The organism is Leptospira congkakensis, assembly GCF_004770265.1.
In the GTDB taxonomy this organism is placed as follows: Bacteria; Spirochaetota; Leptospiria; order Leptospirales; family Leptospiraceae; genus Leptospira_A; species Leptospira_A congkakensis.
In genome coordinates, this window is the sequence record NZ_RQGQ01000001.1 from 1 (window position 1) to 14,515 (window position 14,515).

General features: G+C 37.8%; 16 protein-coding genes. 3 read left to right on the plus strand and 13 right to left on the minus strand.

Annotated features, from left to right (window positions below; genetic code table 11):
* Positions 1 to 198: 198 nt before the first annotated feature.
* From EHQ70_RS00005 to EHQ70_RS00030, 6 genes are read right to left on the minus strand one after another with little or no spacing between them, the layout of a single operon-like run.
* On the minus strand, positions 199 to 993 hold the full coding sequence (locus EHQ70_RS00005; RefSeq protein ID WP_135582934.1) for a hypothetical protein: 795 nt from the start codon (positions 991 to 993) through the stop codon (positions 199 to 201).
* A gap of 27 nt (positions 994 to 1,020) precedes the next feature.
* On the minus strand, positions 1,021 to 1,611 hold the full coding sequence (locus EHQ70_RS00010; RefSeq protein ID WP_135582935.1) for an LOG family protein: 591 nt from the start codon (positions 1,609 to 1,611) through the stop codon (positions 1,021 to 1,023).
* A complete protein-coding gene (locus EHQ70_RS00015) occupies positions 1,598 to 2,659 on the minus strand; it encodes a hypothetical protein (RefSeq protein WP_135582936.1) in 1,062 nt (353 codons plus the stop codon). Before EHQ70_RS00015 ends, EHQ70_RS00010 begins: the two co-directional genes overlap by 14 nt.
* Positions 2,656 to 3,492 carry a DUF4846 domain-containing protein gene (locus EHQ70_RS00020; protein WP_135582937.1) on the minus strand — a complete coding sequence of 279 codons (837 nt, stop codon included), beginning with the start codon at positions 3,490 to 3,492 and terminating at the stop codon, positions 2,656 to 2,658. Before EHQ70_RS00020 ends, EHQ70_RS00015 begins: the two co-directional genes overlap by 4 nt.
* 16 nt (positions 3,493 to 3,508) lie before the next feature.
* Entirely contained in the window at positions 3,509 to 4,531 is a 1,023-nt protein-coding gene (locus EHQ70_RS00025; RefSeq protein ID WP_135582938.1) for a zinc-dependent alcohol dehydrogenase, read from the minus strand.
* 55 nt (positions 4,532 to 4,586) lie between these two features.
* Complete coding sequence (locus EHQ70_RS00030; RefSeq protein ID WP_135582939.1) at positions 4,587 to 5,414, minus strand: hypothetical protein; 828 nt, start codon at positions 5,412 to 5,414, stop codon at positions 4,587 to 4,589.
* An 86-nt stretch (positions 5,415 to 5,500) separates the two neighbouring features.
* Here EHQ70_RS00030 and EHQ70_RS00035 point away from each other — a divergent pair, with 86 nt between their 5' ends.
* Positions 5,501 to 7,141: an ankyrin repeat domain-containing protein gene (locus EHQ70_RS00035; RefSeq protein ID WP_135582940.1), complete on the plus strand. Its 1,641-nt coding sequence runs from the start codon at positions 5,501 to 5,503 to the stop codon at positions 7,139 to 7,141.
* On the opposite strand, the gene EHQ70_RS00040 is transcribed toward EHQ70_RS00035, so the two are convergent.
* Positions 7,138 to 7,575: an ABA4-like family protein gene (locus EHQ70_RS00040; protein WP_135582941.1), complete on the minus strand. Its 438-nt coding sequence runs from the start codon at positions 7,573 to 7,575 to the stop codon at positions 7,138 to 7,140. The two genes, EHQ70_RS00035 and EHQ70_RS00040, sit on opposite strands and share 4 nt — an antisense overlap.
* Positions 7,572 to 8,495: a hypothetical protein gene (locus tag EHQ70_RS00045; protein ID WP_135582942.1), complete on the minus strand. Its 924-nt coding sequence runs from the start codon at positions 8,493 to 8,495 to the stop codon at positions 7,572 to 7,574. The genes EHQ70_RS00040 and EHQ70_RS00045 overlap by 4 nt, the downstream gene beginning before the upstream one ends.
* Before the next feature lie 70 nt (positions 8,496 to 8,565).
* On the opposite strand from EHQ70_RS00045, the gene EHQ70_RS00050 reads away from it, so the two are divergent.
* Positions 8,566 to 9,237, plus strand: coding sequence for a TetR/AcrR family transcriptional regulator (locus tag EHQ70_RS00050; RefSeq protein ID WP_135582943.1), 672 nt, complete (start codon positions 8,566 to 8,568; stop codon positions 9,235 to 9,237).
* Here EHQ70_RS00050 and EHQ70_RS00055 read toward each other — a convergent pair.
* The 3 genes from EHQ70_RS00055 to EHQ70_RS00065 are packed head-to-tail and all read right to left on the minus strand — an operon-like array spanning position 9,212 to position 12,283.
* The gene (locus tag EHQ70_RS00055) at positions 9,212 to 9,796 is read right to left on the minus strand and encodes a DUF6272 family protein (protein ID WP_135582944.1); all 585 of its coding nucleotides are present in this window, start codon (positions 9,794 to 9,796) and stop codon (positions 9,212 to 9,214) included. The two genes, EHQ70_RS00050 and EHQ70_RS00055, sit on opposite strands and share 26 nt — an antisense overlap.
* A gap of 31 nt (positions 9,797 to 9,827) precedes the next feature.
* Positions 9,828 to 10,766 (minus strand): adenylate/guanylate cyclase domain-containing protein, encoded by a 939-nt coding sequence (locus EHQ70_RS00060; protein WP_135582945.1) that lies wholly within the window; start codon positions 10,764 to 10,766, stop codon positions 9,828 to 9,830.
* A 5-nt stretch (positions 10,767 to 10,771) separates the two neighbouring features.
* Complete coding sequence (locus EHQ70_RS00065; protein ID WP_135582946.1) at positions 10,772 to 12,283, minus strand: PP2C family protein-serine/threonine phosphatase; 1,512 nt, start codon at positions 12,281 to 12,283, stop codon at positions 10,772 to 10,774.
* A gap of 119 nt (positions 12,284 to 12,402) precedes the next feature.
* On the opposite strand from EHQ70_RS00065, the gene EHQ70_RS00070 reads away from it, so the two are divergent.
* Positions 12,403 to 13,563, plus strand: a complete 1,161-nt coding sequence (locus tag EHQ70_RS00070) for a GNAT family N-acetyltransferase (RefSeq protein ID WP_135582947.1) — start codon at positions 12,403 to 12,405, stop codon at positions 13,561 to 13,563.
* Between the two features lie 22 nt (positions 13,564 to 13,585).
* Here the strand turns inward: EHQ70_RS00070 and EHQ70_RS00075 are convergent, their stop codons facing one another.
* Positions 13,586 to 13,933, minus strand: coding sequence for a slr1659 superfamily regulator (locus EHQ70_RS00075; RefSeq protein WP_135582948.1), 348 nt, complete (start codon positions 13,931 to 13,933; stop codon positions 13,586 to 13,588).
* Between the two features lie 13 nt (positions 13,934 to 13,946).
* Positions 13,947 to 14,504 (minus strand): slr1658 superfamily regulator, encoded by a 558-nt coding sequence (locus EHQ70_RS00080; RefSeq protein ID WP_135582949.1) that lies wholly within the window; start codon positions 14,502 to 14,504, stop codon positions 13,947 to 13,949.
* Positions 14,505 to 14,515 lie beyond the last annotated feature (11 nt).

A 14,515-nucleotide genomic window follows, 5' to 3' on the forward strand; every position in this document is an offset into this window, starting at 1 on the left:
GCCTCTTCTTTCGCGATTCATATTGCTCCTTCGCGAAGGCTTTATTTTAATGTCCAATTATTTGGGGGAATACCAGGATTAAAAAGATTTTTTTCATCAAATCAAATCGGAAAGATTGAAGCGGAAAGATTGAAGCGGAAAGCGCGGTCATGCCATAGAGGAAAATTCAAACTTGATCCAAAGTGAGGCGCCCCTACCTCAATCCATCAAATCCACTTCTTCGAAATTTTGTGTCTGGTGGCGGAACATCCAAAGTTTATCACCTGAATAAAAATTGATAAAGGCGTCACGCATTTCAAATTGATAAATTCCTCGAAGTAATAAGTTTTCTTCGAATTGGGTTTCCGATGGTAAGTCAATCACAATCATTCGACGTGTTGTGGTGATGGCAACTTTGTCATAGAGATTGGCAAAGGAACGAATGATTTCTTGTTCTAGGCTAATGGTTTCCCAATGGTTGGTATAACTATTAAACAAATATAATTTTCGATCACTCATAACGAGAGCTGCTTTGTGTCCCATAGCAACGCGGTAACGTTCCTCTCCAAAATGATGTCCTTTTTCCCATTCGGTACTTGAGTTACTAACACCTAACAGATTTTTTTGTGTGACTAAAATACAAAGATCACCATAACATTGGGAGTGCCAAATATGTTCCCCACGAGTGGAATAGGAAACTTCTTGTCCATCGGATAAAAATGCCTTATAGGAAAGATGTCCTTCTACAAAGTTTATAGTAGTTCGAATGTAAGGATAAGCGGTTTTATCTATGACCCGACTTTCAAAAGTGGTAACATGCTGTTGTACCGGCGGTGGTGCGTTGAGAATTCTATTTGCCTCGGGAGTCAGTTGGCGAAGAGGTGTGAGGCGAGTGTCTTGATAGCCTTGTCTAGGCTCATTCCCATCATTTTTTGGATTGGCCGCAACATACCAACTTGTAAAAACCAATCCGATCAAAATGAAACGAATCATAACATATAACAGATTTCGCATATTGAGTTGCCTATTGGTTATAGAATCTTAGACGGTGTCTTCGGACAACCATTTCTCCGTCTTAGACGGTGAATAGTTTTGTAAGGCGGAAAGGAGATTTTTTGAAGTTTCTAGAACTTGTACGAGGTTTGCATTTTCTTTTTTTAAAAATCCGGAACTTACCATATTTTGTATGAGTGTTAGGAGGGGGTTGTAAAATCCCAGCCAATTGAGAATGATGATTGGTTTGTGGTGTAGGCCTAACTGAGACCAGGTGACAACTTCAAAGAATTCCTCCATGGTCCCGAACCCACCTGGTAATACAACAAATGCATCTGACAAATCAAACATTTTGAGTTTTCTTTCGTGCATACTGTCTACAAGGATGAGTTGGTTGAGTTTGTTATGTTCTATTTCTTTTCGTTTTAGAAATTTGGGAAGTACACCTGTGACCGATCCATTTTTGGATAAACATCCGTTGGCTACAGCTCCCATTAGACCAACACTTGCACCCCCATATACCAAACCAATTTGATTTGTTCCTAAATATTCACCTAATTCGAATGCTGCGGCCATATAGTAAGGATCTTGTCCCGGTGAAGACCCACAATATACAGCGATGTTTTTAAATTGTGTCATTTGTAATTTGGTCTTTGTAATAAATTGTGTTTAGAATGAAATTGTTGATATCAATGTCTTCCATCCCATGCCGATTGATTCGTAAAAAACATTTTCTTCGTGCTTCGATGAGTTTATCGATAAGGATTTGTTTTTCAATGGAATTAGAAAAAAAATCTAATGGATGAATGGTTTGAGTTGCCCCTTGGTTTTGAATCATCTTATCTATTTCGGCTAGCAGCTTTGAATCAGAAAAGTTGTTGGAACTTTCTCCATATTTCTTTTTTATTTTCCCAATAAAAAAAGGATAACTTTGATTTTTGACATATGTTTTTTCGCTAAAAAAGTAATCATCAGTTTCTTTGGAGAGAGATTTAGGTTTTAGTTTTAAATACAATTCCCTTCCGATGGGGCCAGAATTATCTAATAAAATATAAGTTCCGTTTACAAATGTGGTATGGTCTTGTTCCGTTTCTAACATTTCATAAATGTCATTGGCACAGTCGGGTGTACAAATCCTTCTAAGGATACTTGTGATCGATTGTCTTAGTTTTGTATCTTTTTCTATTTTTAGCAGATTGATTAAATGGGGAACACTTTGATTTCCGTAAATACCATAAAGATGGGTTCTTTGTGCATGGGCATCGACCATAGCGATATGTTGTGGAATAAAAAAAGATCTACTTTCGTTTTGTAAAAATCTTTGATCAATTAAGTTTAAAAAACCAGGAATTTGTTTTTCGCTGAGGAATAAGGCTAAACGGAAATACTGTTGTGTATTTTGAACTATGGTTGGATTTCGAAAATCAATAGTTTCAAATGTTTTTGTTATGAGATCGATTTGTTCTTCTTTTAACTTTGTTTGGATGATGGGAATGGATACGGATTTTTTTTCGGAAAATTTTTTCCAGTTAGCATCCATTAAAGAATTGAATTCTTCAATTTCCTTTTTGTCATCAGAATCTTTAATGGTTCGAATGGATTCAATGGAACGATTGACTTCTTCTTCGTAGGTTTCTGCCGAGAGACTAGCGCAAAATACGATAAATAATAGTATCCAATATTTCATTTTACAAATCCATAAATTTCTTTTGTTGGGAATTCCCATTCTGGAGTTGGGAAGGTTTGGTTTTTGGGAACTTCAAACCAAGGGGAAAACTTACTCTCCGATTTCAGAATGTGCATTTCTTGAGAAGGCATATAACTTTGTGCCAGAAGAAATAAAGTTTGTCCATCTTTTCCTGTTACTTGGTCTACAATCATAACCACATGTCCTGGCGAACCTGCTTCAATCCAAACGTCCCCTGGTTTTAATTCGTTAATTTGTTTTTTCTTCAGTTCCGATTTTAAAGAGATGGTTCCTGCATAACTGTAAATAAATCGCAAATAGTCTTCGAAGACATCGTGGCCTGTTCCTTTTTTGAATTTGCCTGTTTTCCAATTGGTTTTGTTTCCTTTGACTTGGACTCTCTCACCCTTAGCAAAACGAGCAAATCCAACGTCCATTCCGTTACTAATCTTAAATTGGATTTTGTCATATTCTTTTAAGGAATAAAAATACTCTGCTCTTAGTTTCATCACGGCATCGGCACATTGGATGAGATCGTCTCGAAGAAGGGGAAAATCCAAAACAGCAACATGGACTTGGTTTGTTTTGGTCCTACCATCGTAAAGAAGGACAGGACTACCTTTTGGTTTTAAAGGAAAGTTTTGTAAATAGGTCGCAAAACTTCCGTCGGGATAAGAGACTCGATTAAAATTGTTAGGCGGTGTGAATCGTTCTTTAATGGAGTCTGCAAATGAGTTTTGAATGGTAAAAAAGAAAAGGGTAAAAACAAACCAAATGGTAAATTTACGGTTTTGGATTTGGTTTTGATTCAAAATAGCGAGAGCGGATTTCATTTTGTTTAGACTTGTTTCATTTGGTAATCACTAACTTGATAGATTCTTCTAACCATGCCTCTTTGGCATCATTGAAGGAAACTTGTTTGGTCACTATTTTTTCGGGAGTAAAAACGCCAGAGAGAATATAAGGATAAAGTGCTTCCATAGAATCTTTTGATTCCACACGGCCCAAATGGATTTCTACACCTTGGTTGTACATTTCCAGATATGGAATTTCCCATTGGTTGGTCCAAAAGATAGAGGCAGAACTAAAGATGGCATTTCGCCCGAGAGACCGAACTGCAAAGTCCCAACCCGCTTTGTGGGCGGAGGCATCACAAACCAAATCATATTTATTTGTTGGTTTTGGGAAACTAGTGAAATGTTCCACGGGGATTTCCAAAGATTCTGCCAATTGGATTCGTGTAGGATCCGTATCAACATACATCACTTCGGCTTTTTTTGTTTGGTGGAGAAAAAGGGCGGTATAAAGTCCAATACTTCCTGCAAGACCACCCACAACTAGAACCTTTGGATCTTTTTTTCGATTTAAAAATCTTCCTGCAAGTTTCCAAACTTCTGCGATGTTATCACTTAGGCTTGCGATCCCTACGGGATTTATTTTTGGATTTATCGGAAGTAGCATTTGTTTGGCGAATGGGATTTTGATTTCGTCTGCGATGGCTCCACCAAAAGAATGAGCACCTGGTGGCATTCCATATCCAGAAGTATAAGGAACTGACTCGCAGGAATTGGAATGATGATTCAGGCAAGTGGGACAAGATCCACAGGAAATTTGGAAGGGGCTAGCGATTGTCATTCCCACTGGATACAAATCCGTCAAATCTTCGGAAACCGATTTAATTTTACCAACAAACTCGTGTCCTACGGGGAAAGGAGCACGAAATAAAGTTTCTCCACGAAGGATGGGTAAATCCAAATCACAACGCGCGATGGAAATGGGTTCGACGATGACTTGGTTTTTGTCAGTTAAGGTGAGTGGCTCTACCTCTTCCCATTCTAAAATTCCTTTTTTACGAAACATCAGTCGACGCATATCACCCTCCGTATACCGATTGGTCTATCTTGTCTTAGTTCAAAAAATAAAACAACTAGAATTGTTTAAACCAATCGGGAACTTTTGGAAGTTCTGATTCTTCCCAAGTCCAATCTCCGAGTACGGTGGTGATTGGTTTTTCGGAATCTAAAACCAATTGTAAACCTCGGCTTAAATCTTTTCGTTCTGTCGGGCGATAGGGAGTAGTGAACTTAGATTGAAAGGCTTCTTTTTCATGTTCCCAAGCATAGGTTAGAAAAAAATCCATAAACTTTTGGTCTGAAGCTTCAAATCGACTTTTCAATGTTAGGAGGTCTGGGTTGTTTGTTTTTTTCATCGTTCGTTGCAGGACAATGGAAATTCCTCTGACACTTTTGGAAAAAAATGTACCGGCTCTGATTATTTTTCTTTTTTTCGAATTTTCCAATGCCCAAAGATCTGCTTTGTATTTGGCAATTCCCATCGATCCATAAAAAGACAAAGTATGGCTAAGCCAATAGAACGCTGAATAGGCGATTGAAATCTCTGGTTTTAGAGATTTTTCCAATTCCAAAAGTGGATACAAACAGATTCCGAGAGTATCTTCCATTTGTTTGTTACTAGTCTCCACAATTGGGAAACCCACTTCACCTAGAGCCGGTGTGTAGATAAGAGCTTTGAAATTTGGAGAAATTTTCTGGGTTTCTAGATCGGCTAAAATTTTTTCTGCGAGTCCAGGTTCGGCCTTTTTGTCAAAAAATGTAAGATCGGCATTCGACACTGGTTCATTTGTTGTAGTTGATGTTATGATAAAGGCAGATGGATCCTTCTCTTTTAGACAAGCTATGGCACTTTGACCTGCCTCACCCGATCCCCCGATGACCAAATATTGGTTTTCTTTCATGAATTCCTGCCTGAATGTTTTGAAGATAATAATTTTCGATTGATCCGTCAAAACTCTCCTGTTTTATATATCGGAACAAGCGAAATATGAAAACGATCTTATCCTGTTCTAATTGTTTTAACGGCCATTCCATTTCTACTTCCAAACTGGAAGGGAAAAAAGGAAAATACCGCTGTAAAAAATGTTCTTCCTGGAACCATTTTGATTATCGTATCGAATTTGGATCAGAGTCTTCCGACTCACTCGTGTTATTTGACCTTCATTTTAAGGATCAGATTCCTGAACATAAACTCCAAGGCCAAATTTTTGGAAGATACACAACAGATTTTATTTCTGATTGGTCCAATGAAGAATTAGTTTTTTTGAAAGACGAAGAAGGAACCGAAAACGACGTAAGAATTTCCATTTCAGGATTACCGGAACTTTCTAGGTTAAAAAATTTACTGTTCGATGTCACAACTGATTCTCCTTCAAAAAATTTAAATATCATCATCAATCAAAATGTAAATGTTTCGCAGGTTCGGTTGTCGGTAACTGTTTCTTCTTTAGATGACCATTCTGTATCAGGAAAATTGTATTTAGCCATCGCAGACGAGTGGAATACTTTATTACATGGAAGTTTTACAGCCACACATATATATAAAATCCAATTTGATGAACATGGCGATGCAGACAAAAAAATTCCAGAATTTGTTTCAAATGAGTTATCTGCAAAAATATTTGCATTGTCAGGAAATATCTTATCTTTGCAGGAAAATTTTTCTTTATTAGATTTAGAACATAAAGACGAGTTATTAACGCTTGTGATGTACCACTGGCCGGAAAATCAATCTACAGTTTCAGAAGTTCATTTTAAAGAAGAGAACTTGCAGGTTGTTTTCCAACTCAGTCAAAAGAAACTAAATGAAACATTAATTTTTCTTCTTTCGAACCAAGTGGTTCCCAACATAAAACATTGGAAACTCATCCATGAAGTTGTCTGTCATTCGGAAATCGAACCTTTGTTTATTCCACTTTTGAAACAGAAATTTCCTGAAGGTTATCAAAATCATTTAGGATCTAGTTTAGAATCCAAAAACGAAGACAAAACTTTGGATTGGTTGGATGGAGATGATGTTTATCTTTTGGATTCTTTTGTTCGGACGGTAGGTTCTTTAGATTATGTAATCGACGATTCCATACGTAATCCTTTGGGTTTTTCGCTTTTACAAGAATCATTTGCACGTGCCAGATACAAGTCCTCTATGAGGCTTTTGGAACGAGGAGCAGATCCCAATCATTTAGATGCCAATGGGGAAACTGCCATTTTCAAATTATGCCAAGATAGTACTTTGCGATTACAAGAAAAAACGGCTCTTATGGATGAACTGATCCGAAGAGGAGCCAAAGTCAATATTCAATCAGTGAATGGAATGACACCATTACATTGGTGTTCTGTTTTTGGAGAACCAAGTTTAGCGAAGCGACTGATCACTGCTGGTGTCGACATCCATATTTCAGATAACAGTGGTAGTACGGCACTTCATGAAGCTTGTAAATTTGGGAATTCTGCTGTCCTTGCATTGTTATTAGAATCTGGTGCTAAATCCAATGCAAAAACTTTGGATGAAAAAACTGGGCGAGACCTCGCTTTCGAAAATTTAGAAATTGGTGAATTGGAAGGTGATGAGGAGAAAAAGAACAGAAGCCAACGCGTTCTTTCTCTCCTAGATGTATATGGTGGTTAGGTAGTCTTTGTTTTTTTGATTAAAAATTTTGTAACAAATCGTAAGACCAAATACAATACAAAACCAGCTGGCCCAAAATAAAACGTAAGTGCCAAAATGGGGACTAAGATCCATCGGTTGATTCCTTCTTTTAATCCATCTTCCACTTCCCAAGTTCCCAAAAATAAATCAAAAGCTAAGTAATGGATCCATCCTCCGAGTAAAAAGTAGTCATTGGCAAATAAGGAACGTACAGATTCTAAACTAGAAAAATCACCATCTGCCTCTCCATTTCCAATGATGATCGCAAATATATAAACTCCGCCAAGTAAAAGTCCTGAAATAAAAACTCTTAAAGGACGGATCACCTTGGTTTGATTTGGCGAAAGTATCAAAACAATCCAAGAAAGAAGTGTAATGCCATTGGCAATTTTAAAAATTAAGGAAGGATTCATACAGTGACCTCTTGTGAAAATTCTTTTGGTTGTGCGGTTAATTTGAAAAAACTAATAAAGATAAAAAACATAGAAATTCCATAGATACTTGTATACACTGGGTTTAAATTAAAGATAGATTCTCCATTCAGAGTTTGGATCACCATCACTACATTCATCAGTAAAAATACAATCCCTGTGAATCGAACGAGTAAAAGGTTCTGAATTGAATTTCTTTTTTTCATTAGATAAGCGGCAAGAAATACAAAGACCTGCATCACATGCATTCCAAAAAAATGGGGAACTCGCATATCTCCAAGTTTTGTACTCCAACCAAAAAATGTAATTCCTTTGCCTGGATCACCTACACCAAAACTATGTGAGCCACTGGTCTGAAAAATTCCTTGTTTCATTGATTCCATTTGTTCTGGGCGAGGAGAGGTCATAAAAAATGCAATGATCATGGCAAAACCGGCAATCCCAAGACCCCAAACAAGACTTTCTTTCACTGATTTAAAAATTGAATCCGTTCTAAAAATCTGATAACCCATCCAAAGATGAAATACCCAGAAGATAGAAATACTTGTTCCCATAACGGAAAACACTATTTGATTCCAAGTGGTTGTAATATTGAAGTGACTGGATTCTCCGCGTGCTGCTTGTAAGGTGATGAGAACAATTTCAATGCCCGAAGTAATGGTTAAGACCATCTGGATTTTATGTTGGTGTTTCCAATCTTTGAGAAAGGTAAACATTACCCAAACGGTTGTCAGTGAGTACAATCCCACGGAAAGGGTAAATTTTAAGGGTTTGATCCAGACATTGGTTCCCAAAAGGGTTCTTGAATCCAGAAATAGTAGGGGGATAATGGTAACAGTGAGTGCTGCCATAACCATCCCATTCCAAAAAAGTGGTTGTTTTCTGTAGTTGGCTAATTCCATAATGTAGACAGTGTAAATATAGATGTATACTCTGTCAACATAGAAAGTATACATTGTAAACATTTTAGATATGAAACCTGCCAAAAAAAAGCAAAAACTCCCCAAACCAAACTCTGATATATCAGCCAAATCGACTGGCTACCACCATGGAAATCTTAGGGAAGAGGTTCTGGAGCATTCCAGAAAGGTATTAGAGACGAAAGGTGTCTCTTCTCTCAGTTTAAGAGATATCGCCAATGACTTAGGTGTGAGCCATACCGCCCCCTACAGACATTTCCCGAAAAAAATGGATCTCCTTCAGGCACTTGTTACCGAAGGGTTTCGGGAATTGACAGAGGGAATGGAAAGAGCTTGGAACCATTCCGATGATCCTTTGGAAAAAGTCAAAATGGCGGGTGTCGAATATATATTTCTTCTCTTACAAAATCCGAGACGAACAGAACTCATGTTTGGTGGTGAGATCTATGTGTCTGGAGATCCTATTTCAGATGATTTACGGGAGTGTGGGAAACTTGCTTATATTGGTATGTTTAAAATTGTAGAGTTTGGTCAAAAGACATTGAAGTTAAAAAATTCCGTTCCCACTGACACTCTTATGATGAGTTTTTGGAGTGGAGTGCATGGATTTGCTGTGTTAAATGAAAGAAAATGGAAACAAATCAAATCCAAAGCAGAAGAAGAGACCTTTCGTAAAGAGGTAGATCAAATTTTAGAGATTATGATTGAGGGAACCCGTCTGTAAAATAAATGACTCGGCTGGTAATGGTTGTTTCTTCCCCTACGGATTCAAAAGAAACTTCCATTTCTACTGGATAATCTTTTAAAACCATAATGAGACCAATACCAGATCGATGTGGATCGTTTTCGTTAGTTTCTAATTTTTCAATATACAAACTTTCTAAATTTTTCGCTGCAAATATTTCTTTTAAACTAGCTTCATAAGCAGTGACATTGGATTCGTTTGTTTTATTACTGACAAAGATTTCAAAAGTTTTGCCCCTATGGATGAGCGATATTTCAATATCTGCTTTTTTATCATAGGAATACTTGGCTGCATTTTCCAAAAGTTCATTAAACACCGTTGAGATGGAGTTCACAATTTCTGAGTTTTTCATGTCCATCGATTCAGAAGGGACATTGGGTAAAAAAGAGAATCCGTAAAAATATCCAATGAAATCTGACAGGATTCCAATCCGGCGCCAATACCGCATTAAATCCAAAGGTTTTAAATGGATTTGAATTTTGGATTCTGGCTCCCTGTTGATACTATTTGTGGATTTAAAATTGCCGTACTTTCGCATAGTCGTAGTTCAACTAAGGAATCTAGACGATTTATCGTAAAGCCGCAAGCGCTTTTTCTAATGCGTATTGCATTAATCGGCGTTCTTCGGGGTTTGTGCTCAGTTTATCAAAGTGTAATGGTTTGAGCAGAAATCCTTCATTATTGAATTTTAGGAACGGATTTTCTTTTTTATCCTGGTCGTTTTTTAAACTGATCACCTGGAAAGTTTCAATAGGAGTATGAACACCTTTGACAACAATCTCTCCCTTAGGTTTAGTGTCGATGAACTCGTCTATCAGCGATTTGGTTGCGTTGGATATGAGGATTTCCCCAGCATCGGAGGCATGTTCCAGGCGTGAAGCCACGTTGACTGGCCCACCAATGATGGTATAATCCATTCTTTCGTTGGTTCCAAAGTTCCCTACGGTCACATAACCTGTATTGATCCCGATACGGCAAGTTAGGTTGTGGTTGATACCGGATTTTCGCCAGTATTCATCCAAGGCCGGTAAACTATCTCGCATTTCTATGGCCATTTTGACACAATTTAGAGCATGTGTTTTATCATTTTCGAAACTAGGTGCTCCGAAAAAAATCATGATGGCATCCCCGATGAATTTGTCTATGGTTCCGCCGTATTTGATAGCAATGCTAGACATCACATCCAAATATTTGTTCAAACAGTCTGAAAGGATTTCTGGTTCTATGGAATCGGTGATGGTTGTAAAACCAACAATATCAGAAAAAAATATAGTGAGTTTGCGTCTTTGGTGCGAAATAGAAGTTTCTCCTTCGGCACCACCAGTAATCATTTCATAGAGTTGAGGAGATAAATAACGACGCATACGATCCGAATACATTTGGATCGTTTTGTTATTTTCAAGGAGTTCGTTTTCGATTTCTGTCGAGTGATCAATGATGTTTTGGTAAAGGACTTCTAACTCTGCGTATTTGGCGCGTTCTTCCTCCAAAATTGATTCATTGTCCATGTTTTTTACCCTCGTTTGCGCATGATCATGATGGTAATGTCATCATATACATCCATTCCATCAATGAAGACATATATGTCCTTAAAGATTGCATCTAAAATTGCATCTGTGGTTTCTAAATCCACATGTCTTTCCAAAGATTCGATCAAACGATGAGATCCAAATTGTTCTCGTTTTGAGTTTTCTGCTTCGGTAGCCCCATCTGTATACAAAAGGATAATATCCTTTGGTTGTAACGGAATTGGTTTTTCATGAATAAATTCGTCAATGGATTCCGTTAAACCAACTAACATGCCATTATCGACAGTATCGATCGTTTCCGTTTTTTTCGAAGCGTGACGATAAACTAAAATGGTTTCGTGTTGTCCGGCAGTTGTAAACACACCATTTTTATAAGAAAACAATGATAAAGTAAGATTACGAATGTCATTCATCCTTACATGAATGTTTGAAAATAAAATGGAGTTGATCGAACGAAGGGACTCACGTAGCGAAATAACTTTTGAACGTAGAGTAGTGATGAATGCGGACTGAGTCATTAACATCACAACACCCGAAGCAAGACCATGGTCGGTTACGTCACCAATCCCAATATATACTGTCCCATCTTCGTGATGGATGACATCATAGTAGTCACCACCGACTTCATTGGCCGAATCCATCCTTGCAGAAATTTCTAATTCTTGGATCTCTTTTAATTCTTCATTACGGGGAAGTACCATGGCCTGGATCTGTCTTGCTACGTCCAATTCCATACCGAGTCGCATATTCTCTTCCAAGATGGCTTGTTTCTCTGTATTAAAAATTAAGTCCGCTTGTTCCTGCGTCGTTCGCGAAGTATTGAGAATGGCATAAAGGATCAGACCTCCTGTAACAATCATGTACAGAAGGATGAGAAAAATTCCCATTGGGACAGCACTTACTAAGAAGAAAGTGCTATTTTTTTCTAAGAAGGTTGGTTTCAGAAACTCCGATAGTTCAATGAGTTTCGCATTGAAGTTAGTCATCTCTGGATAGAAGTATATAGTAAGAGATGCATATTCAACGATGAGAACGATGACTGCAAAGATGATAGTCTTAGTATTATTACGTATGGAAGCCAGTGCGATGAGAATGAAAAATACATAAATCATCGGCGCAGCATAAACAAGACTTGGATTTTTTTGAGAATATGCAGTATACCCTGTAACGAATGTAAGCAGGGTGATTTCTAAAAAGGAAGATAGAAACTTAAAGATATTGAGATACTTGCCCGATTTTTTTAAGGAATACAGAACAACAAAATTATAACAAAGAAGAACTAAAATAGCAGAAATCTGATAATAGAATTCTATTGGTGGTCGGCCAGAAAGTAGACCTAAGGTTGCAAATATAACCAAAAACCCGAGGAAGAAGAACCGGAACCGCGTCGCAAAGGTTTCGGCGCGGAATTCTCCTTGGTAGGCAATCTCTTTAAGTTGTTTCTTGTAATAGTCCGAAAGGACGAATCGATTTTCGTTGGAGGGAGATTGCGACATAGAGTAAAGGTTTCTTTCTATATATTTCGTGCAACAGAATGCGGAAAATTAGCTTATAAAGTCATACATTTTGCATAAATTGCAAATGATTTTTCATTTTTTTAAGGGGGAAGACTAGGATGAGTCAGATCAGAGTACATTTGGCAACAACGGAGGAAGATCGTAATAAAATTTACCACCTCCGTTATGACATATACGTTCAAGAAATGAACAGGGTCCAGGAATATGCCGATCATACTGCAAAAATGATCAAAGAACCCTTTGACGAAACAGGACATCTCTTCCTCGCCGAAACGGAAGAGGGTGAGTGTATTGGAACTGTCCGCATCAATTTCCGAAAAGATGGAAATTTAGAATGCGAAGAATTATATGAGATGGAACTCTTCCGCCCTTTTTATCCTGATAAAGTTTCCATGTCTACAAAACTCATGGTCAAACGTGAATACAGACACACGGCTGCTGCCAGCATGCTTTGTATGAAAATTTATGAACATGCCAGAGAGAACGGGATCGTCATCGATTTTATTGATACTAATCCTCATTTAGTTCGTTTGTACAACCAAGTGGGTTATCGAATGTACAAAAAGAACATCCACCATCCAGAATATGGGATTGTGATTCCGATGGTTTTTTTATTGGATGATAATGAATATTTAAAACAAATTCATTCACCATTTCTTCGTTTGGCGAAGCGTTACCCTGCGGGAACGGAACTGGCTCATTTATTTGAAACAAATTTTACTGATTATAAAGACATACGGCCTCTCTTCTCCATGGATGGGGATGATGTTTGGCAAAATATTGTTCATGACATGATGCTCCCTCCTAGTCAGTTCCTCTCTTTCCTACGAGGATTTACTGAAGAGGAATCAAAGAAGTTACTTTCCATGTTGGATCTGATTGATTATGAAGATGGGGACATTGTGTTCCATCAAAACCAAGAAAGCCAAGGTCTCTTTTGTGTTTTGGATGGAAGTGTGGAAGTGATTGTGAACCGTGAAGATGGGATTCGTTCTACCATTTCCATTTTAAACCAAGGGGAAATTTTTGGGGAGTTGGGATTTGTTTCCAAGTCCAATCGAAATGCAGATATCATTGTCAGGGATCATGCGAAATTACTCATTCTAACGCCTAACGAATTTCAAAAATTAGAAATCCAAAGTCCGACCCTTGCCATCAAATTACTCACCAATTTGTTTGTGATTTTAGCCCAAAGATTTAATGAAATGTCCCGCCGCATGCTCGAATTTAGAAGGTTGTACGAGATGGGCGGAAGGTAATGAAAATAAGGAATTTTATGGTTTAGGAGATTTCCAAAACCACTTGATCCCAAAGTTTTTTGAAGTTAGAGAGGGATTTTGACTGCCAAGAAACATTGAGAGATCCTTGGATTTTGATTTGGTAAGCAGCACTTTTTCTGGAATCAATAATGAACATAGAGAGGGTAGTGATCCCCGAACTGTTTACAAATTGTAAGTCTCTAAAGTCCATTGTCAAAAGCGAACCTTGGCAAAGTTTCGCAACATCTCTCAAAAATAATTTTATGGGTTCATAAGCGGGTAAGTTCTGCAATCGGATGGAACCTGTGAATTTGACAGTCTTAGTGGCTTCGTCGTATTGAATATTGTAATCTAAGTCTTTGATTTCCATGAAGCTTCGCCTATTATATCTCTTCTACGTTGATAATTGCTCTTACCGTGATTTCATGAGTATCGGCATCGACCTCATGGAAACTATAACCAAAACGAACCGGGTAGTCCTTTAACATCATGAGTAGACCCAAACCGGATTTGGTATCGCCGTCTTCTTTGGTTTCGAGTGTAGAAAAATACATCTCCTCCACGTTCTCCGACAAGAGTTTATTTACAAAAATTTCAAAACTATCCCGCAAGGTTTTTGACGCCACATTTAAAACATCAATCCTTAAAAGATTTCCATATTGTTTTAATTCTACATTGATTCTACCTTCTCTTGCTTTTGAGAATTTAGAAGCATTTTCAAGAAGTTCGTTAATGATAGTAGAGAGGGAGTTCGCTTTGGTTTCACTAGCTTCGTAACAATAGGAATAAAATCCCGCAACAAAGTTTGCAGTGAGCCCGCATCGTCTCCAATACGTAGTCATATCGATTGGTTGGAAGATCAATCGAAGTTGGCCATCAGCAGGCAAATTTTCTGGAATGATGTGGTATTCCCCGATAATGATGGGTGACTTTTGATTCAATTTTGCCTCCG

What these genes read in the sequence shown, in the direction of transcription:
- EHQ70_RS00025 (WP_135582938.1), bottom strand. Translation starts at nt 4,531, where the DNA reads ATGCGTCGACTGATGTTTCGTAAAAAAGGAATTTTAGAATGGGAAGAG.
- EHQ70_RS00005 (WP_135582934.1), bottom strand. Translation starts at nt 993, where the DNA reads ATGCGAAATCTGTTATATGTTATGATTCGTTTCATTTTGATCGGATTG.
- EHQ70_RS00065 (WP_135582946.1), bottom strand. Translation starts at nt 12,283, where the DNA reads ATGTCGCAATCTCCCTCCAACGAAAATCGATTCGTCCTTTCGGACTAT.
- EHQ70_RS00015 (WP_135582936.1), bottom strand. Translation starts at nt 2,659, where the DNA reads ATGAAATATTGGATACTATTATTTATCGTATTTTGCGCTAGTCTCTCG.
- EHQ70_RS00050 (WP_135582943.1), top strand. Translation starts at nt 8,566, where the DNA reads ATGAAACCTGCCAAAAAAAAGCAAAAACTCCCCAAACCAAACTCTGAT.
- EHQ70_RS00020 (WP_135582937.1), bottom strand. Translation starts at nt 3,492, where the DNA reads ATGAAATCCGCTCTCGCTATTTTGAATCAAAACCAAATCCAAAACCGT.
- EHQ70_RS00070 (WP_135582947.1), top strand. Translation starts at nt 12,403, where the DNA reads ATGAGTCAGATCAGAGTACATTTGGCAACAACGGAGGAAGATCGTAAT.
- EHQ70_RS00010 (WP_135582935.1), bottom strand. Translation starts at nt 1,611, where the DNA reads ATGACACAATTTAAAAACATCGCTGTATATTGTGGGTCTTCACCGGGA.
- EHQ70_RS00030 (WP_135582939.1), bottom strand. Translation starts at nt 5,414, where the DNA reads ATGAAAGAAAACCAATATTTGGTCATCGGGGGATCGGGTGAGGCAGGT.
- EHQ70_RS00060 (WP_135582945.1), bottom strand. Translation starts at nt 10,766, where the DNA reads ATGGACAATGAATCAATTTTGGAGGAAGAACGCGCCAAATACGCAGAG.
- EHQ70_RS00040 (WP_135582941.1), bottom strand. Translation starts at nt 7,575, where the DNA reads ATGAATCCTTCCTTAATTTTTAAAATTGCCAATGGCATTACACTTCTT.
- EHQ70_RS00055 (WP_135582944.1), bottom strand. Translation starts at nt 9,796, where the DNA reads ATGCGAAAGTACGGCAATTTTAAATCCACAAATAGTATCAACAGGGAG.
- EHQ70_RS00045 (WP_135582942.1), bottom strand. Translation starts at nt 8,495, where the DNA reads ATGGAATTAGCCAACTACAGAAAACAACCACTTTTTTGGAATGGGATG.
- EHQ70_RS00075 (WP_135582948.1), bottom strand. Translation starts at nt 13,933, where the DNA reads ATGGAAATCAAAGACTTAGATTACAATATTCAATACGACGAAGCCACT.
- EHQ70_RS00035 (WP_135582940.1), top strand. Translation starts at nt 5,501, where the DNA reads ATGAAAACGATCTTATCCTGTTCTAATTGTTTTAACGGCCATTCCATT.